This is a genomic window from Chloroflexota bacterium (assembly GCA_016875535.1).
Classification (GTDB): Bacteria; Chloroflexota; Dehalococcoidia; order SHYB01; family SHYB01; genus VGPF01.
This window is the reverse complement of record VGPF01000030.1, coordinates 1-19,767: the sequence shown is the minus strand read 5'-3', so window position 1 is coordinate 19,767 and position 19,767 is coordinate 1. Positions and strand designations below refer to the sequence as shown.

At 64.8% G+C, this 19,767-nt stretch carries 23 protein-coding genes; 14 read left to right on the top strand and 9 right to left on the bottom strand.

Going from position 1 to position 19,767, the window contains the following annotated elements:
* Window positions 1–65: 65 nt before the first annotated feature.
* Complete coding sequence (locus FJ039_08895; protein ID MBM4406279.1) at window positions 66–728, bottom strand: 3-oxoacid CoA-transferase subunit B; 663 nt, start codon at window positions 726–728, stop codon at window positions 66–68.
* On the bottom strand, window positions 725–1,435 hold the full coding sequence (locus tag FJ039_08890) for a CoA transferase subunit A (protein MBM4406278.1): 711 nt from the start codon (window positions 1,433–1,435) through the stop codon (window positions 725–727). Before FJ039_08890 ends, FJ039_08895 begins: the two co-directional genes overlap by 4 nt.
* An 803-nt stretch (window positions 1,436–2,238) precedes the next feature.
* Between FJ039_08890 and FJ039_08885 the strand changes: the two genes are divergently transcribed.
* The 5 genes from FJ039_08885 (at window position 2,239) to moaC (ending at window position 6,614) form a co-directional block, all read left to right on the top strand.
* Entirely contained in the window at window positions 2,239–3,924 is a 1,686-nt protein-coding gene (locus FJ039_08885) for a methylmalonyl-CoA mutase (protein ID MBM4406277.1), read from the top strand.
* Window positions 3,925–3,978: 54 nt separating this feature from the next.
* Window positions 3,979–5,040 carry a GTP 3',8-cyclase MoaA gene (moaA, locus tag FJ039_08880; protein ID MBM4406276.1) on the top strand — a complete coding sequence of 354 codons (1,062 nt, stop codon included), beginning with the start codon at window positions 3,979–3,981 and terminating at the stop codon, window positions 5,038–5,040.
* On the top strand, window positions 5,040–5,657 hold the full coding sequence (locus tag FJ039_08875; protein MBM4406275.1) for an XTP/dITP diphosphatase: 618 nt from the start codon (window positions 5,040–5,042) through the stop codon (window positions 5,655–5,657). The genes moaA and FJ039_08875 overlap by 1 nt, the downstream gene beginning before the upstream one ends.
* An 85-nt stretch (window positions 5,658–5,742) precedes the next feature.
* Complete coding sequence (locus FJ039_08870; GenBank protein MBM4406274.1) at window positions 5,743–6,132, top strand: ribonuclease HI; 390 nt, start codon at window positions 5,743–5,745, stop codon at window positions 6,130–6,132.
* Window positions 6,057–6,614 (top strand): cyclic pyranopterin monophosphate synthase MoaC, encoded by a 558-nt coding sequence (moaC, locus tag FJ039_08865; GenBank protein ID MBM4406273.1) that lies wholly within the window; start codon window positions 6,057–6,059, stop codon window positions 6,612–6,614. The genes FJ039_08870 and moaC overlap by 76 nt, the downstream gene beginning before the upstream one ends.
* Window positions 6,615–6,857: 243 nt before the next feature.
* On the opposite strand, the gene FJ039_08860 is transcribed toward moaC, so the two are convergent.
* Complete coding sequence (locus FJ039_08860; protein MBM4406272.1) at window positions 6,858–7,883, bottom strand: fructose-bisphosphate aldolase class I; 1,026 nt, start codon at window positions 7,881–7,883, stop codon at window positions 6,858–6,860.
* A 128-nt stretch (window positions 7,884–8,011) separates the two neighbouring features.
* Between FJ039_08860 and glpX the strand changes: the two genes are divergently transcribed.
* Window positions 8,012–9,016 carry a class II fructose-bisphosphatase gene (gene glpX, locus FJ039_08855; protein ID MBM4406271.1) on the top strand — a complete coding sequence of 335 codons (1,005 nt, stop codon included), beginning with the start codon at window positions 8,012–8,014 and terminating at the stop codon, window positions 9,014–9,016.
* 270 nt (window positions 9,017–9,286) lie between these two features.
* Here the strand turns inward: glpX and FJ039_08850 are convergent, their stop codons facing one another.
* Window positions 9,287–9,697, bottom strand: coding sequence for a hypothetical protein (locus tag FJ039_08850; protein ID MBM4406270.1), 411 nt, complete (start codon window positions 9,695–9,697; stop codon window positions 9,287–9,289).
* Between the two features lie 136 nt (window positions 9,698–9,833).
* On the opposite strand from FJ039_08850, the gene FJ039_08845 reads away from it, so the two are divergent.
* From FJ039_08845 to FJ039_08830, 4 genes are all read left to right on the top strand, one after another.
* On the top strand, window positions 9,834–10,100 hold the full coding sequence (locus FJ039_08845; GenBank protein ID MBM4406269.1) for a metal-sensitive transcriptional regulator: 267 nt from the start codon (window positions 9,834–9,836) through the stop codon (window positions 10,098–10,100).
* 89 nt (window positions 10,101–10,189) lie between these two features.
* Complete coding sequence (locus FJ039_08840) at window positions 10,190–10,414, top strand: heavy-metal-associated domain-containing protein (GenBank protein ID MBM4406268.1); 225 nt, start codon at window positions 10,190–10,192, stop codon at window positions 10,412–10,414.
* 22 nt (window positions 10,415–10,436) lie between these two features.
* Window positions 10,437–12,725 carry a copper-translocating P-type ATPase gene (locus FJ039_08835; protein MBM4406267.1) on the top strand — a complete coding sequence of 763 codons (2,289 nt, stop codon included), beginning with the start codon at window positions 10,437–10,439 and terminating at the stop codon, window positions 12,723–12,725.
* 107 nt (window positions 12,726–12,832) lie between these two features.
* Window positions 12,833–13,375, top strand: a complete 543-nt coding sequence (locus tag FJ039_08830) for a carbonic anhydrase (GenBank protein MBM4406266.1) — start codon at window positions 12,833–12,835, stop codon at window positions 13,373–13,375.
* Between the two features lie 21 nt (window positions 13,376–13,396).
* Here the strand turns inward: FJ039_08830 and FJ039_08825 are convergent, their stop codons facing one another.
* Window positions 13,397–14,092: an SDR family oxidoreductase gene (locus tag FJ039_08825; protein ID MBM4406265.1), complete on the bottom strand. Its 696-nt coding sequence runs from the start codon at window positions 14,090–14,092 to the stop codon at window positions 13,397–13,399.
* Window positions 14,093–14,107: 15 nt separating this feature from the next.
* Window positions 14,108–15,001, bottom strand: a complete 894-nt coding sequence (locus tag FJ039_08820) for an SDR family oxidoreductase (protein MBM4406264.1) — start codon at window positions 14,999–15,001, stop codon at window positions 14,108–14,110.
* Here FJ039_08820 and FJ039_08815 point away from each other — a divergent pair.
* Both FJ039_08815 and FJ039_08810 read left to right on the top strand, forming a co-directional pair.
* Window positions 14,994–16,343 carry an amidohydrolase family protein gene (locus FJ039_08815; GenBank protein ID MBM4406263.1) on the top strand — a complete coding sequence of 450 codons (1,350 nt, stop codon included), beginning with the start codon at window positions 14,994–14,996 and terminating at the stop codon, window positions 16,341–16,343. The genes FJ039_08820 and FJ039_08815 overlap by 8 nt on opposite strands.
* A gap of 5 nt (window positions 16,344–16,348) precedes the next feature.
* Entirely contained in the window at window positions 16,349–17,140 is a 792-nt protein-coding gene (locus FJ039_08810; protein ID MBM4406262.1) for an SDR family oxidoreductase, read from the top strand.
* Here FJ039_08810 and FJ039_08805 read toward each other — a convergent pair.
* The 3 genes from FJ039_08805 to FJ039_08795 form a co-directional block, all read right to left on the bottom strand.
* Window positions 17,137–17,568 (bottom strand): VOC family protein, encoded by a 432-nt coding sequence (locus FJ039_08805; GenBank protein MBM4406261.1) that lies wholly within the window; start codon window positions 17,566–17,568, stop codon window positions 17,137–17,139. The two genes, FJ039_08810 and FJ039_08805, sit on opposite strands and share 4 nt — an antisense overlap.
* Before the next feature lie 66 nt (window positions 17,569–17,634).
* The gene (locus FJ039_08800; protein MBM4406260.1) at window positions 17,635–18,378 is read right to left on the bottom strand and encodes a PIG-L family deacetylase; all 744 of its coding nucleotides are present in this window, start codon (window positions 18,376–18,378) and stop codon (window positions 17,635–17,637) included.
* Entirely contained in the window at window positions 18,341–19,135 is a 795-nt protein-coding gene (locus tag FJ039_08795) for an enoyl-CoA hydratase/isomerase family protein (GenBank protein MBM4406259.1), read from the bottom strand. The genes FJ039_08800 and FJ039_08795 overlap by 38 nt, the downstream gene beginning before the upstream one ends.
* Window positions 19,136–19,273: 138 nt before the next feature.
* Between FJ039_08795 and FJ039_08790 the strand changes: the two genes are divergently transcribed.
* Together FJ039_08790 and FJ039_08785 are read left to right on the top strand one after the other, a co-directional pair.
* Window positions 19,274–19,540: a hypothetical protein gene (locus tag FJ039_08790; protein ID MBM4406258.1), complete on the top strand. Its 267-nt coding sequence runs from the start codon at window positions 19,274–19,276 to the stop codon at window positions 19,538–19,540.
* The coding region (locus FJ039_08785; protein MBM4406257.1) for a transposase at window positions 19,476–19,767 on the top strand (292 nt) is incomplete at its 3' end. The genes FJ039_08790 and FJ039_08785, both read left to right, overlap by 65 nt.

Below are 19,767 nucleotides of genomic sequence, written 5' to 3'. Positions count from 1 at the left end.
CGGATGGCGGGCCGGCCTGAGGCCGAGCCCCTATCAGGATGACGGACCCCCATCTAGGCGAGGGCCTAGAGGGAGACTTCTTTCACGTCCTTCGCGATGAGGAGCTTCGGCTCGGTCACCTTCTGAATATCGTCGGGCGTGTAGCCCGGCGCCGTCTCAAGGAGGAGGAGCCCCTTGGGGGTCACTTCGATCACGGCCTGGTCCGTGATGATGAGGTTGACGCAGGCGAGGCCCGTGAGCGGGTAGCTGCACCGCCTCACGATCTTCAGTTGGCCGTCCTTGGTCACGTGCTCCATCGTGACGATGATCTTGCGCGCGCCGGCGGCGAGGTCCATCGCCCCGCCGACGTTGCCGATGCCCCGGTTGGGCATCATCCAGTTCGCCAGGTCGCCCTTCTCGGAGACCTGGAGGCCGCCGATGATGGTCACGTCAACATGCCCGCCGCGGATCATGGCGAAGGCGTCGGCCGGGCTGAAGAAGCTCATCCCGGGCAGGCCGCTGATGAACTGCCCGCCTGCGTTGATGAGGTCCACGTCTCCCTCAGGCTCGTCCACCAAGGGGCCGAAGCCCAAGACGCCGCTTTCGCTATGGAAGATGACGGTGCGGCCTTCCGGGACGAAGTTGGAGGCCATCCCCGGGATGCCGATGCCGAGGTTCACCACATCGCCGTCTTGCAGCTCCCGCGCCGCGCGCATCGCCATCGTCTCGTGGTCCAGGGGCTGTTTCATCGCTGATCCTTCTTCCGCACCACGATCCGCTTCACATAGAGGCCCGGCGTCACGATATGCTCCGGGTCCAGGGCACCCGCTTCCACCAGCTCGTCCACCTCCACGATGGTTACTCTGGCGGCCGCAGCCATATGCACATTGAAGGAGCGGGAGGTTCCCCGGTAGACCAGGTTTCCCATGGTGTCGGCCTTGTGAGCGTGGATGAGGGCGAAGTCGGCCTTGAGCGCGCGCTCCAGCACGTAGTCGCGACCGTCGAAGGTGCGGACCTCTTTGCCCTTGGCGAGGTCGGTACCCACCGCCGTCGGCGTATAGAAGGCGGCGATGCCCGCGCCGCCCGCTCTGAGGCGCTCGGCGTAGGTGCCCTGGGGCACCACTTCCAGCTCCACGTTGCCCGCCTGCCATTCCTTCTGGAAGGCGCTGACGATGGACATGGAGCGCGGCACGGGATAGGTGGCGATGAGCTTCTTAACCTGCTTGTTCTCGAAGAGGACAGACTGGTTGATGATCGTTTGGCCCTTGTGGGCGGCGAAGCCGGGGAGTCCTGCGGTGTTGCTGATGAGGGTGAGGTTCTTGGCGCCGTGGTTGCGCAGGGCCAAGATGAGGTTGCTGGGCATGCCGCCAGGGCCGGCGAAGCCGCCGATCATCACCGTGGCGCCGTCTCGTATATCGGCGACGGCGGCGGCGAAGGAGGGGAAGACTTTGTTGATCGCCATAGGTGCTCCGGCGAGCCATTGTAGCGGAATGTGTCATGGGTGAGACGAGGGGGAGACTTTCGTTGCTCTAGGAAGAGCACAGCGAGAGGACGAGCGCAGCTCATAGGAATAAGCGCAGGCCATAAGAATGGGGAGCGGACGAAGATGAAGGGAGTGGGAATAGGAGACCTCTCCCTGGCCTCTCCGATGGAATCGGAGCCCTTTTGGAAAGGGAAGGCCAGCCCCTACAAGGAGGAGAGATACCAGAGCATTGCCTGAGGAAGAGGTGGTGGCGAAAATACGGGCGAGTCACGAGACGGCTTGGGAATGTTGTGGATAGCCTCCCCTTGCGCGGCCTTGGTTCATCGGCATGATACCGAGTACTCTATGCTAGGATTCCGCCAGGAACTCTTATGCGAGAGGATGAGCAACAGCAACAAGACGAGTGGGTGCACTTGGCCTCCACCGAGTCTTCGGCGGATACGGAGGATGCGTTTCACCGATTGAGGGAGGCCGGCATCGCCTTCCGGATCGCGCGCCCCGAAGTTACCTACTATCGAAAGGTCCGGGCCGAGCCCATCCGCATCCTTGTCCAAGAGAGGGACTTTGACCGAGCGACAAAAGTTTTGTGGGGAGAGCCGGTGGACCCGGCTGCCGATCCGTAGGCCTGTTCATCTCCCGTCGCGGCGCTCTATCACCTCCTCTTATACCCCTTGCGCTTTCATTGACACCCCTGGGAAGGCGTTGCTAGACTGGCCGGGTCAGGAGCCTGCGGCGAGGAGCGACGTTTGTTCAGCAAGACGTGGCTGAAGAGGCTGATGGAGCGCGAAGGGGCGGCCACGAAGCGCAACGGGAAGGCCCAGGAGCGCCCCGGCCTCTTCACGACCATTTCGGGCGTGCCGGTGAAGCGCGTCTACAGCGCATCCGACCTCGCGGAGCGCGACTTCGACGAGCAGGAGGGCCTGCCGGGCGAGTATCCGTACCTGCGCGGCATCCACCCGACGGGCTACCGGGGGAAGCTGTGGACGATGCGCCTCTTCTCCGGCTTCGGCACGGCGGAGGAGACCAACGGGCGCTACAAGTATCTGCTGGCCAACGGCCAGACGGGCCTCTCCGTCGCCTTCGACATGCCCACGCTGATGGGCTATGACACGGACCACGAGCTTTCGCGGGGCGAGTTCGGCAAGTGCGGCGTCGCCGTCTCCTCGCTGGCCGACATGGAGACCCTTTTCGGCGGCATCCCCCTGGGCGACGTGAGCACCTCCATGACGATCAACGGCCCGGCGGCCATCATCTGGGCCATGTACCTCGTCGCCGCTGAGAAGCAGGGCGTGGGGTTCGAGCGGCTGCGGGGCACGATCCAGAACGACATCTTCAAGGAATACACGGCGCAGAACGAGTTCATCTTCCCGCCCCAGCAATCGCTGCGGCTCGTGGTGGACACTGTGGAATATGCCTCCAAGCACGTCCCCCAGTGGAACCCCATCAGCATCAGCGGCTACCACATCCGCGAGGCGGGCTCCACGGCGGCCCAGGAGCTGGCTTTCACGCTGGCCGACGGCTTCGCCTACGTGGAGGCGTGCGTGAAGCGCGGCATGGATGTGGACGACTTCGCGCCGCGCCTGAGCTTCTTCTTCAACGCCCACAGTGATTTCTTCGAGGAGATCGCCAAATACCGGGCCGCCCGGCGCATCTGGGCGCGGGAGCTGCGGCATCGCTTCGGGGCGAAGAGCGACCGCTCCCTCTGGCTGCGGTTCCATACGCAGACGGCAGGCTGCTCGCTCACCTCACAGCAGCCGGAGAACAACGTCGCCCGGGTGACGCTCCAGGCCCTGGCGGCAGTCCTGGGCGGGACACAATCGCTGCACACCAACTCCCTCGATGAGGCGCTGGCCCTGCCTTCGGAGAAGGCCGTCACCATCGCGCTGCGCACGCAGCAGATCATCGCCCACGAGAGCGGCGTCACGAACACCGTTGACCCCTTGGGCGGCAGCTACTTCATCGAGAAGCTGACGGATGAGCTTGAGCGGCAGGCGTACGACTATTTCAAGGAGATCGAGCGGCTGGGCGGGCTGATCCCCGCCATCGAAAACGGCTTCTTCCATCGGGAGATCGCCGATGCGGCCTACCGCTACCAGCGCGAGGTAGAGAAAAAGCAGCGCATCATCGTCGGCGTGAACGACTATGTGACGGACGAGCCGCAGAAGATCCCGCTGCTGGTCATGGACGCCGAGGGCGAGAAGAAGCAGATCGCGCGCCTGCGCAAGATACGCGCCTCACGGGATAAGCGCCTGGCGGAGCAGCGCCTCGCCGCCCTTGCCTCCGCGGCCAGGGGCGAAAGCAACCTCATGCCCTTTATCCTGGACGCCGTTCGCGCCCACGCCACCCTCGGCGAGATCTCCGATGTCCTCCGGGAGGTCTGGGGCGAGCACCTCCCCTTCGGCGCGCCTGCCAAGAGGTCCCAGCCCGCCGAGCAGAAGAAGAACGTCCACGCGTTCGCTTGATCCCTGCTTCTCTTTACCCTAGACATCCGGCCTTCGCCCCTCTACCATTTCCCTATGGCCCCAACGACCTCCCAGGCCACGCCATCCCTTCCGAACGCCGCCGCAGGCGCCGTGGTTGACCGCCTGCGCAGGCCGCTGCACGACCTGCGCATCTCCGTCACCGACCGGTGCAACTTCCGCTGCACCTACTGTATGCCTGCCGAGATCTACGGCGAGCGCTATCACTTCCTCCCCAAGTCGGCCGTCCTCTCCTATGAGGAGATCGCGCGGCTGGCGCGCATCTTTGTGAAGCTCGGCGCGCGCAAGCTGCGGCTCACGGGCGGCGAGCCGCTCGTGCGCTCCAACATCGAGGAGCTGGTGGCGCTTCTGGCGAAAATCGAAGGGGTGGAAGACCTGGCGATGACGACCAACGGCTACCTCCTGGCCGAAAAGGCCCAGGCGCTGCAAACGGCCGGGCTAAAGCGCATCACGGTCAGCCTGGATACGCTGGACGACGAGATCTTCGGCAGGATGAACGGGCGCGGCTACGGCGTGAAGCGCGTCCTGGAGGGGATCGCCGCCGCCGAGGCCGCGGGCCTGCGGCCGATCAAGATTGACGCCGTCGTCCAGCGCGGCGTCAACGACCAGACGATCGTGGAGCTGGCGCGGCGCTTCAAGGGCACGGGGCACATCGTGCGCTTCATCGAGTTCATGGACGTGGGCAACATCAACAAGTGGAAGCCGGAGATGGTGGTCCCATCGGCTGAAGTAATCGCGAGGCTCAGCGCCGTCTGGCCCCTGGAGCCTGTAGAGGCCAACTACTACGGCGAGGTCGCCGAGCGGTGGCGCTACGCGGACGGCAGCGGCGAGATCGGCGTCATCTCCTCCGTGACGCAGCCCTTCTGCGCCACCTGCACCCGGGCGCGCCTTTCGCCCCAGGGCGAGCTCTTCACGTGCCTCTTCGGAACGAAGGGCAAGGACCTACGCGAGCCGTTGCGCGCCGGGGCCTCGGACGCCGAGATCGAGACGATGGTGAGCGGCGTGTGGAAGAGCCGGGAAGACCGCTATTCCGAGATACGCGCCTCCCTCGATAAGCCCGGCGGCAAGAAGATCGAGATGTACCAGATCGGCGGCTAATGTCCTCCCCCCGCCAAAAGCTGCTCCTTGCCACGAACAACCAGGGCAAGCTTCGCGAATACCGCACCCTTCTCGGCAATCTGCCTGTTGACATAAGCACTCTCAAGGAGGCGGGTATTACCCAGGCTGTGGATGAGACGGCCTCCACGATTCCTGAGAACGCCGTTTTGAAAGCAACCGAATATGCGCGCATGACGGGGCTCCTGACCCTGGCCGACGATTCCGGCCTGGAGGTGGACGCCCTGAACGGCGAGCCTGGCGTGAAGTCGGCCCGGTATGCGGGGGAGCACGCCTCCGATATCGAGCGCAACGAGCTGCTGCTGAAGAACATGGCGAAGGTCCCGGATGGCAAACGCCAGGCCCGCTTCCGGTGTGTCATCGCCATCGCAGGCCCCGGCCTGCCCGTGCAGACGGCCGAAGGGACGTGCGAGGGGCGCATCGCCCGGGAGTCCAAGGGACGAACCGGCTTCGGCTACGACCCCATCTTCATCGTGGAGGGCATGTGGCGCCATATGGCGGAGATGACGATGGAGGAGAAGAACGCCATCAGCCACCGGGGCAAGGCGGCGGCGAAGGCGCGGAAGATCCTTGAGCGCTTGCTTCACCAGACGAAGTAGCGCCCTCCTTATCTTTCTCTACGTTCCTATGTTCCAGAGTTCCCACGTTCCGCGTCGCAACCTCCTGCGCTAGAATGTCTGCGTGATGATCCAGGTCTACACAGACGGCGCCTGCAAGGGCAATCCCGGCCCCGGGGGCTGGGCCGCCATCGTCATAGACGAGGCGGGGAATAGACAGCCCTACTTCGGCGGCCCTGTGGCGCACACGACGAACCAGCGCATGGAGGTCACCGCCGCCATCGAGGGCTTGGAGCACACGCCCGCAGGCTCGGAGATCGCGCTTTTCAGCGACAGCCTCTACGTGGTGAACACGATGATGCAGGGCTGGAAGCGCCGCGCCAATCACGACCTCTGGGCTCGGCTCGACCGCCTGGTGATGAAGCGCAAGGTTCGCTTCGAATGGGTCAAGGGCCACAACGGCCACCCGATCCAGGAAGCGGTGGACCGCCTGGCCAGCAAGGCGGCGGATTTGTGACGCCGATGAAGCGCACGCTTACCCACCTCGACGCCTCCGGCAAGGCCGCGATGGTGGACGTCTCCCACAAGGCCGATACGGAGCGTGTCGCCATCGCCAAGGGGCGCGTCACCATGGAGCCGGCGACGCTCGCCCTCATCAAGAAAGGAAAAGTTGTGAAGGGCGACGTCCTCTCCGTCGCGCGGCTGGCGGGCATCATGGCCGCCAAGAAGACCCACGAGCTGGTTCCCCTCTGCCACCCCCTGCCGCTAACGAGCATCGCGGTTGAGCTTCAGCCCGCGCCGCCCAACGCCGTGGAGATCACGGCCACCGTCAAGACAACGGGGAAGACGGGCGTTGAGATGGAGGCGATGACCGCGGTCTCCATCGCTGGCCTGACCATCTACGATATGTGCAAGGCCGTGGACCGCCGCATGCGCATCGAGGCCGTCCGGCTCGTCCGCAAGAGCGGCGGCAAGAGCGGCGACATCATCCTGGAATGAGAGGCCTGCGACAGCGCCTGGAGTTCTGGCTCTTCTTCGGCCTCACCTGGGGGCTTGCGCTTCTGGCCCTCTACGTCCATCCGGCCTTCTGGGCGCTCTTCGGCTTCGTCCTCATCTTCTTCATCACCCGCGCCCTCAGGACCTGGAAATAAAAAAGAAGGGGAGATGTTCTCTCCCCTTCCGGCTTTGTCTTACCCGAGACTATTCAGCGCTTTCAGTGTTCTCAGTGGATACCGTCTCTCCCTAGACCGCCGCCTTTTCCATCTCCGGCGTATAGGCGCCCTGTCGCGCGGCGCCTGTCAGTTTCGCGCGGTGGAAGAAGGCATCCTGCGCCTTCTTCACATTCGCCGCGTTCCCCGCCCAGGCCTTCAGCGGCGTCGCCTGGAGGCCGCGGCCATAGCTGTAGGTCAGCTGCCAGGGCCCCTTGTTCGGCAGGCGGTTGATAGCGTCCAGGTTCACCGTCGCTTCGTCGTCGCCCTGGCCTCCTGAGAGGAAGGCGATGCCGGGGACCGCCGCGGGGACGGTGCGCTTGAAGCAGCGCACCGTGCGCTCCGCCACTTCCTTGGCGGAGGCGCGGTTCGGGGCCTTGGCGCCGGAGAGGACCATGTTGGGCTTAAGGATCATCTCCTCCAGCACGACGCGCTGGTCGTAGAGCTCGTTGAAGACGGCGTGGAGGGTCGCCTCGGTCACCTGTTCGCAGCGGTCAATATCGTGGTCGCCGTCCATAAGGACTTCAGGCTCGACCATGGGCACAAGGCCCGCGTCCTGGCTCAGCTTGGCGTAGCGCGCCAGGGCGTGGGCGTTTGTCTCGATGCAGTAGCGCGAGGGTATCCCCTTGCCGATGGTGATGACGGCGCGCCACTTGGTGAATCGCGCCCCAAGCTGGCGGTACTCGGTCAGGCGCTCCTTCAGCCCATCGAGACCTTCGGTGATCAGCTCGTCCGGCGAGCCGGGCAGGGGCTTCGTGCCCTTGTCCACTTTGATGCCGGGGATGATACCCTGCTTGGTCAGCACTTCTACGAGGGGAACGCCGTCCGTGGACTTCTGGCGGAGCGTCTCGTCATAGAGGATGACGCCGCTGACGAACTTCCCCGCGCCAGGCGTGGTGAAGAGGAGCTGCCGCCAGGCGCGCCGGTTGTCTTCCGTGTTCGCCGCCCCCACGCTCTTCAGCCGCTTCTCGATCGTTCCTGTGCTCTCGTCCGCGGCGAGGATGCCCTTTCCCTCGGCGACCATCGCCCGGGCGATGCCGTTGAGTTCCGATGCAGTCATAGCGGCCTCCTGTCTAGCACACAAAATTGGCCCCCCATTATAATAGGCCCGCTACCGTTGCGGCGACCCTGCGCATGGGTCGCCGCGGCGCGGCGACTGCTGACGCAACCTACCTGGGGAGAATAGCCATGCCTCCGCCGAACTCCATCGCCCAGATCGCTCCGCATTTCGGCATTGACCTTATCCGCGTGACGGAGGCCGCAGCCCTAGCCGCCGGGCGGTACATGGGCATGGGCGATAAGAACCTGGTGGACCAGGCCGCCGTGGACGCCATGCGCGCAACCCTCGCCACTATCCAAATGGAGGGCATCGTCGTCATCGGCGAGGGCGAGAAGGACGAAGCGCCGATGCTCTACATCGGCGAGAGGCTCGGCGCGGCCCCGACGCCGAAGGTGGACATCGCCGTGGACCCGATAGACGGCACGACCCTGACCTCGAAGGGGCTTCCCGGCGCCATCTCCGCCATCGCCGTCTCCCTTCGCGGGACGATGCACGTCCCCAGGGAAGTGGTCTACATGGACAAACTCGCTGTCAACAAGGATGCGCGCGGCGCGATTGACATCAACGCCCCCGTGGCCGAGAACCTCAAGAATATCGCCAAGGCGAAGAAGAAGCCCGTCCAAGAGCTCATCGTCATCGTCCTCGACCGCCCACGTCATGACAAGCTCATCGCCGATATCCGGGCCGCCGGCGCGCGCGTCCGCCTCATCTCCGACGGCGATATCGCCGCGGCCATCCATGCCGCCACGCCCGGCAGTCCCATTGACGTGCTGATGGGCATCGGCGGCACACCCGAGGCCGTCGTCGCGGCGGCGGCCATCAGGTGCGTCGGCGGCGAGATCCAGGGGAAGCTTTGGCCCAAGGACGAGAAGGAGAGGCAGAAGGCGCTGGCCGCGGGGATAGACCTGAACAAGGTCTACACGACGGAGGAGCTGTGCGGCGGCGACGACGTCTACTTCGCGGCCACGGGAGTCACCGGGGGCGACATGCTGAAGGGCGTGCGCTACTTCAACGGCGGCGCGGAGACGCACTCCATCGTCATGCGCTCCCGCTCGGGCACGGTCCGCTGGGTGGACGCCCTCCACGATTTCACGCGGATGGACAAGTCGCCAGGCGGGAACAATAGGAAGTAGGCGTCTGGCGCAGTAGTCTTTCTTTGACGTATTGATGGGCGAACGATGTTTTAGCCGCTCTCCGCAACTAGGGTCTTTGCGCAAAAAGCTTATCAAGGGAGAGTTGTGCCCCCTCACCTCTCGGGAAGCATCGGGGCCGAGGATACAGCCTGAGGACAAATGCTTCTCGAGGTACTCTCCCCCGATGGGGCGAGGTACGATGCGTGATTTCGCATCAGCGCCTAGCTTCGAGGCAGGAGCTCTCGTAGAAGGCCAAGAGAGAGGTTTCTCCTAGAACCGGTACTTCTTCCCTCGCGCCGACTGCTCCTCGATAAGTTTCCCCAACTCCTTGATCGCGTTATAGGCAAAGGGGATATAGTCCCGCGGCGGCAGCTCGATCCGCTTCACTGAGTCGTCGCGGCTCATGCTCAGGTCGGAGAAGCTCGTCTCCGACTGCATCTTCATCGTGAACTCGTAGAGTTCGCCGTCTTGGCAGACCACAATGCAGCCGCGGTCGGACCGCTCGGAGGCTCCCGGCTCGGCCTCCACCGCGCGCACCTCCAGGCTCCCAAGGAAGTATGGGAAGGGGTCCAGACGCGAGGCCATCTCCGCCAGCTGTTCGTGGAGGGCGTCCGCCGTCTTCTGAATAAGGTCGTCCGCCTTTTTCACGGCGGCCCGCGCGTCGAATGTTCCGTTGGACATGACTGGCTCCGTTTCGGTAGCTGAATCAGGAAGCATTATAGGAAGCTGCCTTGACACTCCGCAAATCGGGGCGCATACTGAGGTTAAACCCATACCCACTGGGTATGGGTTTGACCCTTGGAGGCAAGGAGGGCAGATGAAGAACGGTGCGAAGGGCGAAGCCATGAAGCGGCTGGCCTACATCGAGGGGCATCTGGACGGCGTGCGGAAGATGGTGGAAGAGGACCGCTACTGCGTGGACATCCTTAAGCAGACCCACGCCATCCGCCGCGCCATCGAAAAGTTCGAGGTTCTTCTGCTTGACGGTCACCTGGAAAGCTGTGTCGTTCACGGCATCAGGGAAGGCCGCGAGAAGCAGATCGTCGCCGAGCTCCGCGACCTCTACACGGTTCGACAGCGCTGATTCCTCGCCCTGAGCCTCGATCTGTCGGGGCGAAGGGCTACGAAATAGCTCGCGCGGGGTTGCTGCCCCCGCGAGCGACGGAGGCACATATGGAGAACGTTATCGAAAAGGAAATCCCCGTTGAAGGCATGACCTGCGGCAACTGCGCCCGCCATGTGGATAGGGCCATCCGCGGCGTCCCCGGCGTCAAGGCCATTGCGGTGGACCTCCTCCGCAAGCGCGCCAAGGTCGCCTACGACCCCGCCCTGGCGACGGAAGAGGCCATGGCCCAGGCCGTGAAGAAGGCCGGTTACACGCTGAAGATTGCGGCGTAACCTCTCCACACTCGGGTGCCGTATGCCTGTTGCCACTGAGAAGAAAGAGTTCCCCGTCCAGGGCATGACCTGCGCCTCCTGCGTGCGCCACGTGGAACGCGCCCTGGGCGAGACGCCCGGCGTCTCTGCCGCCTCGGTCAACCTGGCGACCGAAAGGGCCAGCGTTGCGTACGACCCATCCCTTGTCACTTTCGACGCCCTTGCCTCGGCGGTAAGCGAGGCCGGGTACACGCTCCTCCCCGAATCGAAGGAGAGCGAGGATGCCGATGCCCTGCGCAAGGCCCGGGAGGTCCGCGCCCTGCGGCGCCGCTTCGTCAGCAGCGCGATCGTCGGCGCGTTCGTCATGCTCGCCTCTTTCAACGTCATCCCCGGCCTAAATGACCTGAGCGATAGGGCCCGCTTCACGGCGCTCTTCGTCATCGCCACGCCCGTCCAGTTCTGGGCGGGCCGGCAGTTCTACACGGGCGCATGGTCCGCCGCCCGCCATCGCACCGCCAACATGAGCACCCTCATCGCCGTGGGCACCGTCGCCGCCTGGGCCTACAGCGTCGTTGCCACCTTCGCCCCGGGCTTCTTCGAGCGGGGCGGCCTCATGGCCGATGTCTACTACGATACGGCCATCGTGATCATCGCCCTCATCCTTCTGGGCCGATACCTGGAGGCGACGGCCCGCAGCCGCACCTCCTCCGCGATCAAGAAGCTCATGGGCATGCAGCCCAAGACAGCGACGGTGCTCACCGATGGCGGCGAAGTAGAGACGCTCATCAACGCCGTGAAGGTCGGCGACCTGCTCATCGTGAAGCCGGGGGAGCGCATCCCCGTAGACGGCGTTGTGGTCAGCGGCCGCTCCGCCGTGGACGAAGCGATGCTTACCGGCGAAAGCCTCCCCGTCACCAAGAGCCAGGGCGTGAATGTCTACGCAGGCACGATCAACACCACCGGCGGCATCACCTTCCGCGCCACGCAGATCGGCAAGGGGACGGCCATCGCCCGTATCGTCGCCCTCGTCCAGGAGGCGCAAGGCTCGAAGGCGCCCATCCAGCGCCTGGCCGATCAGATCGCCGCGATCTTCGTCCCCGCGGTCATCGCCGTCGCCGCTCTGGCCTTCCTCCTCTGGATGCTCGTCGGCCCGTCGCCGGTCCTCACCTATGCCCTGCTCACCTTCATCTCCGTCCTCATCATCGCTTGTCCCTGCGCCCTGGGCCTTGCGACGCCCACGGCGATCATGGTAGGCACGGGGCGCGGCGCGGAGAGCGGCATCCTTATCCGCAACGCGGAAGCGCTTGAGACGGCGCACAAGCTGGACGCCGTGATGCTGGATAAGACCGGCACACTGACCCAGGGCAAGCCTCGCGTGACCGATGTTATCGCCGCCGGCATGGCCGAGCGCGACCTGGCGGCCCTGGCCGCCTCCGCGGAACGACGCTCGGAGCATCCCCTGGCGCTCGCCGTCGTTCAGTATGCCAAGGAGCTCGGCATTTCGCTCAGCGAACCGCAGGACTTCGCCGCCGAAGCGGGCCTGGGCGTCAAGGCGATGGTGGACGGCAAGGCCGTCCTGATCGGCAACGACCTCTTTATGGCCGAATGGTCGCTCCATGTTGACGGCCTCGGCGACCGCGCGAAGCTCCTCTCCACCCAGGGCAAGACGCCGATCTACGTGGCTGTGGACGGCGAAGTGCGCGGCCTCATCGCCATCGCCGACACGATCCGCCCCGAATCGAAGGAGGCCGTCGCCTCCCTGAAAGCGCTGGGGCTCGAAGTGGTCATGGTCACCGGGGACACCGAAGGCACGGCGAAGGCGATCGCAGGCGAGCTCGGCATTGAGCGCGTGATGGCGCAAGTCCTTCCTGAGCACAAGGCCGATGAAGTGAAACGACTGCAGGCCGAAGGGAAGCGCGTCGCCATGGTGGGCGACGGCATCAACGATGCGCCCGCCCTCGCCCAGGCCGATGTGGGCATCGCCATCGGCACGGGGGCGGACGTGGCGATGGAGACGGCCGCCATCACACTCATGAGCGGCGATGTGCGCGGCGTTCCCCGCGCCATCGCCCTCAGCAAGGCGACGATGCGCGCCATCAGACAGAACCTCTTTTGGGCCTTCGCCTATAACGTGGCCCTCATCCCCGTCGCCGCCGGTGTCCTCTATCCCGTCTTCAACGCCCTCGGCGGCGTTCCCGACTCCCTGGACTTCGCCTTCGGCGATCAGGGCTTCCTGAATCCCATCCTTGCCGCCGCGGCCATGGCCCTCAGCTCCGTCAGCGTTGTCAGCAATTCCCTCCGTCTGCGCCACTCGCGACTTTCGTCAGGTTGAGCGGCCTCGTTTCGCCAGCGAGGAGAGGGTCCGCTTCCACCGGCCGTCTTTCGCCTGTGTTATCTTGGATAGCGTTGCGATCCTGCACCACACTCTCGGAGATCCCCATGCCGCTGCTTGATGACGTTCTTGCACACAACAAGCGCTTCGTGGAAGAGCGCACCCGTCCCGTGAGCCGCGCGCCTGCCAAGAAGATCGCCATCTTCACCTGCATGGACACGCGCCTTGTGGACTTCCTTGAGCCTGCCCTCGGCCTCAAGCGCGGCGATGCCAAGATCATCAAGAACGCTGGCACTACCGTTATTGACCCCAGGGGCGGAGTCATCCGCAGCCTCGTGGTCGCCGTTCACGCCCTTGGATGCGAAGAGATCCTTGTCATCGGCCACCTGGATTGCGGCATGGGGACGATAGACGAGAAGAGGCTCGAGAAGAAGATGCTCGCCAGCGGCGTCTCGCGATCAGCCATCACAGAGCTTCAGCCCAGCCTCGCCGAATGGCTGGGGACCTTCAAGGACGTCTACGGCAACCTGCGCCGCGTCACCAAGATCATCCGCAAGAACCCGCTTATCCCAAAGAGCGTGCCCGTCCACGGTCTCATGTTCGACCCCGCCACCGGCAAACTCGAAGTCGTCGTCCGCGACCGCAGCTAGAAGGGATAGACCCTTTTCCGGTCACGCCTTCCCGTAGACGGGGATCGCTCCCCCGGACACGATGCGCGCCTTCTCGCCTACCAGGAAGGCCGCCACCTGCGCCACCTCATCGGTCTTCGGCCACTTGGTGAAGTCGGCCTTCGGCATCGCAGCCCTGTTGGCGGGGGTGTCCATCGTGGAAGGCAGGATGGCGTTCACAGTGATGCCGTCCTTCAGCCACTCCTGCGCCGCCGAGAGCGCGATATTCGCCACCGCGGCCTTCGTCGCCGCGTAGAGCGCCATCCCGGGCCCGCCGAGCGCCGCAGGCCGCGCCGCAACGACGACGACTCCCGCGCCGCCCGGATTCTGCTTCAGATAGGGGTAGGCCCCTTTGAGCGCAAGCAGCGTCGTCTTCACGTTGAGCGTCGTCATCTTGTCGATCCCCTCCGGCGTCAGCTCCGCGATGGGCCCTGCCGCGAACCCGCCGATCGTCGTCACCATCGCTGCCAGCGGCCCGCCCACCTTGCGGAAGAGCGCCTCGACGCTCTCCCCATCGGCGAAGTTCGCGATGTGGCACGTGATCCCCTGCACATCCGGCGATGCTTTGAACCGCGACTCTTCATGCGCGTCAATCGCCGTCACGTGCGTCTCATAGCCCTCGTTCCTCAATGCCCTCGCGATCGAGAGTCCCAAGGCACCCGCGCCACCGGCCACAATTGCCTTTCCTTTGCCTGCCATCGTGCGCTCTCTTTCCTATCCCTCGAAGGGCTTTCCCGAATAGACCTGGGCGTTGATCCCGTCTGTGCTCCAGTGGCCAGAGTTGGTCAGACGCCACCCTGAGGCGGCGTAGGTCCCGCCGCCCACATGGATCGTCTCGCCTGTCACCCAAGCCGACATATCGGAGGCCAGGTAGAGGGCCGCGCCGGCGTGGTCCTCCGGCTGGCCCCGGCGGCCCATGGGGATATGCGGCGGCTTGGAGCCCTTGGCCCAATCCGGCCGCATCTCCAGGATGCGCGGCGTCACCGTGGCGTCCGGCGCGATGGCGTTGATGCGGATGCCCCAGGGACCAAGCTCCAGCGCCATCGTCTTCGTGAAATTCGTGAGGCCAGCCTTCGCTGCGGCATAGGGGGCAAAGCCCGGGGCCGCGCGGAAGCCTTCGATGGTGGTGACGTTGATGATGGAGCCGCGCGTCCCCTTCGCCATCATCGCCTTCGCGGCGGCGCGCGTGCAGCGCATCGCCTGCACCAGGTTCACGTCTATCGCCTCCATCCACTCCTCGTCCGTCATCTCCATGAAGAGCTTTCGTTTCGTCCAGCCGACGTTGTTCACCAGCACGTCAATGGAGCCGAACTGCTTCACCGTTGCCTGCACGATGCTGTCCACGTCCGCCTGCTTTCGCACGTCTTTCTGCAGGGCTAGGACCGTTCCGCCTGCCTTGCGTATCGCCTGCTCGGCATCTGCCAGCGGCTTCGGCTGGATGTCCACGATCACGACCTTGGCGCCGAACTCCGCGTAGCACTCCGCGATCGCCTTCCCTATCCCCTGGGCCGCCCCCGTCACCACCGCCGCCTTGCCGGCCAGCGATGTTGTCTGCTTGTACATCGTGTCCTCCTCTGTTCGCCTCAGCGAAGGCCCCATTATGCCCATGCCTTTCGCGCCCCGCAATGCGATGGGCCGGCCGCCTTCCCTTGACCCTGCGCCGGACGACTCCTACAATCGCCCCATCGCACATCGGGAGACTCCCATGGGCCGAACCATCTTCGCCGACGCCAACCTCATAGACGGCGAGCATCCGCCGCAGAAGAACACGACGGTTGTGGTGGAGGGCGAGCGCATCTCTCGCATTGCCCCTCGAGGCGAGAAGGTGCCGTCTCTTCCCGGGGATGTCCGCTTCGATCTAGGCGGCAAGTCCCTCATGCCCGGCATGGTCATGGCCCACTTCCATCCCACCTACCAGCACGCCGGGACCTGGGGAGGCCCCGTAGACCTCCAGCATCCGCCCGCCTACCTCGCCATGGTCGCGGCCAAGAACGTCCACGAGCTCCTCATGTGCGGCTACACCTCGTACATCGGCGCCAGCACCGTCCACAACATAGACGCCGTCCTGAAAAAGGCCATCGCGGATAAGCTCATCCAGGGGCCTCGCATCGTCGCCGCCAGCCGTGATGTCGTCACTACGGGGGGCGTGGTGGACAACGTGCCTCACTGGTGGGAGGTCGGCCTGGAGGGCATCGCCTTCCGCTGTGACGGGCCGGACGCCTTTCGGCGCGGCGTGCGCGAGGAGATTAAGCGCGGCGCCGATATCATCAAGCTCTACGTCACATGGGGCCACGGCGTCCCCGGCGACTCCGAGCAGATGGCCATCAGCCAGGATGAGCTGCAGGCCGCCGCCGATGCCGCCCACGAGCGCGGCAAGCTCATCCGGGGACACGTGGTCTCCAAGAAGGGCATCATGGCCTGCCTCAAGGCTCGCGTGGACCTTCTCGATCATGCCGACGCCATAGACGGCGAAGCCATCGAAGGGATACTGAAGAATAAGGCCTACGTCGCGCCCAGCATCTTCTATCCCTCGCGCCTGCTGGAAGAGGCTAAGCGCCGGGGCGAAGCTGACCAGCTAAGGTGGCGCATCGTGGCCGATGAGTTCGAGAAGACGTGCGCCATGCTCCCCGAGGCGACCGCCGCCGGCGTGAAGATGGTCGTCGGCGACGATTACGGCACCGTGGCGCTTCCCCACGGGAGCTACGCCCGGGAGCTGGAGATCTACGTCAAGCGCGCAGGCATCGCTCCTCTGGATGTTATCCGCTGGGCCACCAAGAACGGCGCTGAGCTCATGGGCCTGGGCAGCGACCTCGGGACCGTCGCCCCCGGGAAGTTTGCCGACTTGTTAGTGATGGACGGCGACCCGACCGCGGATATCGCCGTCCTGCAGGACAAGAACCGCATCAAGGCCGTCATGAAAGGCGGCCAGTTCGAAAAGAAGGCCCTCTAACCGCCATGGAGCAGTCCCTCCTCGGCCTCTCTGGGAAAGTCGCCCTCGTCACCGGGGGCGCGGCCGGCATCGGCCGGGGCTGCGCCGTCATGCTGGCCCGCGCCGGCTGCAACATCGCCATCGCCGATGTGGACAAGCCCGGCGCTGAAAAGGTCGCCCGCGAGGTCCACGGCATGGGCCATCGCGCCCTTGCTATCGAGGTGGACGTTCGCAAGCCTGAAAGCGTCGCGCGCATGCTCGAAGAGACGGTGAAGGGCCTGGGCCGCCTCGATATCTGCGTCAACAACGTCGGCAGCATGGCCGGCCATCGCCCCACGCCCTTCCTGGAGGCCACGCCCAACTTCTTCGAAGATGTCATCGCCAACAACCTGCGCGCCACCTACTGGTGCTGCCACGCGGAAGCCAAGTCCTTCATCGCCAGGGGCGTGCGCGGCTCCATCATCAACATCAGCTCTCTGGCGGGCATCCGCGCGGTGAAGGGCCTCTCTCCCTACGGCGCTGCGAAGGCAGGCATCATCAATCTGACCCAAAACATCGCTTTGGAGCTCGCGCCCCATGGCATACGCGTCAACGCCATCGCGCCCGCCACGACGGCCACGGAGAAGATGACGGAGCGCGTGGCCAAGGGCGACTTCAGGCCCGTAGAAGAGGCAAACCCGATGAAGCGCCTCGCCTCACCGGAGGATATGGGCGGCGCGGCCGTCTACCTGGCCTCCGCCCTCGCCGCATACGTCACCGGGCACACTATTGTGGTGGATGGCGGCGTTTCGCTCACGACGCCGCGCCCCGCGCCCTAGCCCGGCATGCGCTGGACTAGCTCTAGGGTGATGCCGTCCGGGTCGGTGAAATAGCAGGCCTTCGCCGCGCCGAAATCTTGTGGCGGCGAAACGAACCGGACGCCCTTCGCCTTGAGATCCTTATACACAGCCTCGATGTCGTCCACCTGGAACGCGATGTGTCCCGCGCCGATGTCCCGCCGCTCCGGCGGCTGCTTCTTCCCGGCCGCCGGGATGTAGTGGAGCAGCTCTATCTCGTGGTCCCCGGCGGCAAGCATGGCGATGCGCAGCTGAGTGCCGGGGTAGCCAGTCATCACGCCCAGCGTCTCCCCGTCCTTGAGGAAGGTGCGCTTCACCGTCATGCCCAGCACATCGCGGTAGAAGGCGATCGAGCGGTCGAAATCCGAGACGGTGAACGAGGTTTGGTAGAGCCGCAGCTTGCCGGACATGGCGCGCCTCCAGGAACGATTGGCAGGATTATAGCCTCGGATGCGAATAAGGGGCGAAGCGGAGCGCTACTCCCACAGCCTCGTCTTCATCGTTCCCTTCGGCAACGGCGGGTAGATCTGATGGAACGACTCTTGGGTAACCTTTCGCTCCTCGAACATCTTCGCCAAGAACTGGGCGTCTTCCTGAGAGCGATAGTTACGCAGCCCCCAGATCTTCGTCCGGAAGTCCGGCGTGATGTCTATCGTCACGTTCGGTTTGGTCTCAGGGCCGTCCAGGTCCAGCTTGAACTCCTTTACGCGCTTCCCCGGGAGGGCTACGTAGAGAAGCGATACATCGGCGCCAGTCTTCTTCCGGTACGAATCGAACGCTTTCTTCGTCGCTTTGTGGACAGCCGTGTGGTCCGGGTGCTTGGAGATGCCGTGGGGCCCGAAGGTGATCACCGCCGTCGGCCTCACCCGCAGCATCTCCGCCTCGATTTTGCCCACCAGTTCCCTGGGGTTCGCATCCTTCATTTCCTGGTCGCGGTAGCCCAGGAATACCGGCGGGTTCGCGCCGTAGCGCGCCAGCGCCTCCCGCAGCTCACGCTCCCGGACGGCCGGCAGTTCCTTCCGGGTGTAGGTCACGCCGTTGGTGCCCAAAGCGCCCTGCTCTCCGCGCGTGGCGCTGATGATGTGGACGGGAACGCCTTCCTTGCTATAGCGGCACATCGTTCCTGCGGAGCTGGTCGTCTCATCATCCGGGTGCGCGAAGACACCCAGGATGACGCGATGGTTAGCGGTTCTTGTACTGCGGCTTGCGTTTTTCGGCAAAGGCGCGCCGGCCTTCTTCGTGGTCTTCCGTGAATGCGTTGCGCTGGGCTACCAGCAGGCCGTAGTCCATCGCCGCCTGGCGGTCCATCTCGAGCCCTTTCCAGATCGCCTCCACCGTTCCCGCCAAGGTCAGCGGCGGCAGCTCCGCCAGCACGTCCGCCATCGCATGGGCCGTCTCCATCAGCTTTGCCGCGGGCACCACTTCCTGCACCAGGCCGATCTGGTGGGCGCGCTGGGCGTTCATCCGCCAGGCGCTCCCCATGAGCGACATCCGCATCACCTCGCCGAAGGGGATGCGCCGGGTCAGCATCACCGGCTCCACGGCGGTCACGCGGCCATAGGTGACGTGCGGATCGAAGAAGGTAGCGTTCTCCGAGCAGATGGTGATATCGCTATCGCCGGCGAAGTAGAGGCCGCCCCCGGCGCACATGCCGTTGACGGCCGTGATGACGGGCTTCCAACAGCCGTTCTGCCTGGCGGTGACCCGGGAACCCGGCACATCCTTCCACCGCTCCATGTGGCCGATCGCCGCCACTTCCGCCGCGCTCTCCCGCACGTCAATCCCCGTGCAGAAGGCCTTATCGCCCACCGCCGTCAGGATCGTCACCCAGATGTCTCCGTCGTTCTTCACTGCCGCCCACGCCTCCACCAACTCGCGCATCATGGCGCGGTTGAAGGAATTCAGCGCCTGCGGCCGGTTCAGCGTGATGACCGCCTTGTGGCCCGTCTTTTCAAAGAGCAATGTCTCGTATGCCATGCCGCCTCCCTCGTCGCGTGATTCTCCCGGAGCGAAGCGCTGTCATTATAGGGGCCGCTCCCGGCGACTGCCAGCGTGCGATACAGCGCGTCTTAACCCTTGCGCTCGGCGGTAAGATGGGCGGACTGGAGGACGGCCTTGATCCACGGCATTCGACCCATCCTGGCGGCGGTAGCTCTTGTCTCTGCCCTGGCTTTTGGCGCTGCAACGGCCGCTGCCGCCGCTGCTCCCCAGGCGCCTGCGAACGATTGCGGCAACACGCGCGTCCTCATCTCAGGCGGCTCGCCCGACCCGTTCATCCTTCCCGCCCAGGCCGGCCAAAAGGCCGAGGTGGAGAAGGATGCCACGCTCACCGTGCGCGTGGAAAATCCCCGGCCCGGCATTGACCTGCCCCCCAAAAACTAGACCAGGCGCAAAGTGGGAAAATGCCTGGACGGAAAGGGAGGCAGCGATGCCAAGGAAACGGTTTGCGGCAGAGGAGATCATCAACAAGCTCCGGGAAGCGGAGGTGCGCCTGGCCAGGGGAGAGACCGTGGCCCAGGTGTGCAAGGTCCTTGGGGTAACCGACCAGACCTTCTATCGGTGGCGACGGGAGTACGGCGGCCTGCGCATCGATCAAGCGAAGCGGCTCA

Excerpts from the sequence above, each read along its gene's own strand:
- FJ039_08895 (MBM4406279.1), bottom strand. The coding sequence starts at position 728 with ATGAAACAGCCCCTGGACCACGAGACGATGGCGATGCGCGCGGCGCGG.
- FJ039_08885 (MBM4406277.1), top strand. The coding sequence starts at position 2,239 with ATGGAGCGCGAAGGGGCGGCCACGAAGCGCAACGGGAAGGCCCAGGAG.
- moaA (MBM4406276.1), top strand. The coding sequence starts at position 3,979 with ATGGCCCCAACGACCTCCCAGGCCACGCCATCCCTTCCGAACGCCGCC.
- FJ039_08875 (MBM4406275.1), top strand. The coding sequence starts at position 5,040 with ATGTCCTCCCCCCGCCAAAAGCTGCTCCTTGCCACGAACAACCAGGGC.
- FJ039_08870 (MBM4406274.1), top strand. The coding sequence starts at position 5,743 with ATGATCCAGGTCTACACAGACGGCGCCTGCAAGGGCAATCCCGGCCCC.
- moaC (MBM4406273.1), top strand. The coding sequence starts at position 6,057 with ATGGGTCAAGGGCCACAACGGCCACCCGATCCAGGAAGCGGTGGACCG.
- FJ039_08860 (MBM4406272.1), bottom strand. The coding sequence starts at position 7,883 with ATGACTGCATCGGAACTCAACGGCATCGCCCGGGCGATGGTCGCCGAG.
- glpX (MBM4406271.1), top strand. The coding sequence starts at position 8,012 with ATGCCTCCGCCGAACTCCATCGCCCAGATCGCTCCGCATTTCGGCATT.
- FJ039_08850 (MBM4406270.1), bottom strand. The coding sequence starts at position 9,697 with ATGTCCAACGGAACATTCGACGCGCGGGCCGCCGTGAAAAAGGCGGAC.
- FJ039_08845 (MBM4406269.1), top strand. The coding sequence starts at position 9,834 with ATGAAGAACGGTGCGAAGGGCGAAGCCATGAAGCGGCTGGCCTACATC.
- FJ039_08840 (MBM4406268.1), top strand. The coding sequence starts at position 10,190 with ATGGAGAACGTTATCGAAAAGGAAATCCCCGTTGAAGGCATGACCTGC.
- FJ039_08835 (MBM4406267.1), top strand. The coding sequence starts at position 10,437 with ATGCCTGTTGCCACTGAGAAGAAAGAGTTCCCCGTCCAGGGCATGACC.
- FJ039_08830 (MBM4406266.1), top strand. The coding sequence starts at position 12,833 with ATGCCGCTGCTTGATGACGTTCTTGCACACAACAAGCGCTTCGTGGAA.
- FJ039_08825 (MBM4406265.1), bottom strand. The coding sequence starts at position 14,092 with ATGGCAGGCAAAGGAAAGGCAATTGTGGCCGGTGGCGCGGGTGCCTTG.
- FJ039_08815 (MBM4406263.1), top strand. The coding sequence starts at position 14,994 with ATGCCCATGCCTTTCGCGCCCCGCAATGCGATGGGCCGGCCGCCTTCC.
- FJ039_08820 (MBM4406264.1), bottom strand. The coding sequence starts at position 15,001 with ATGGGCATAATGGGGCCTTCGCTGAGGCGAACAGAGGAGGACACGATG.
- FJ039_08810 (MBM4406262.1), top strand. The coding sequence starts at position 16,349 with ATGGAGCAGTCCCTCCTCGGCCTCTCTGGGAAAGTCGCCCTCGTCACC.
- FJ039_08805 (MBM4406261.1), bottom strand. The coding sequence starts at position 17,568 with ATGTCCGGCAAGCTGCGGCTCTACCAAACCTCGTTCACCGTCTCGGAT.
- FJ039_08795 (MBM4406259.1), bottom strand. The coding sequence starts at position 19,135 with ATGGCATACGAGACATTGCTCTTTGAAAAGACGGGCCACAAGGCGGTC.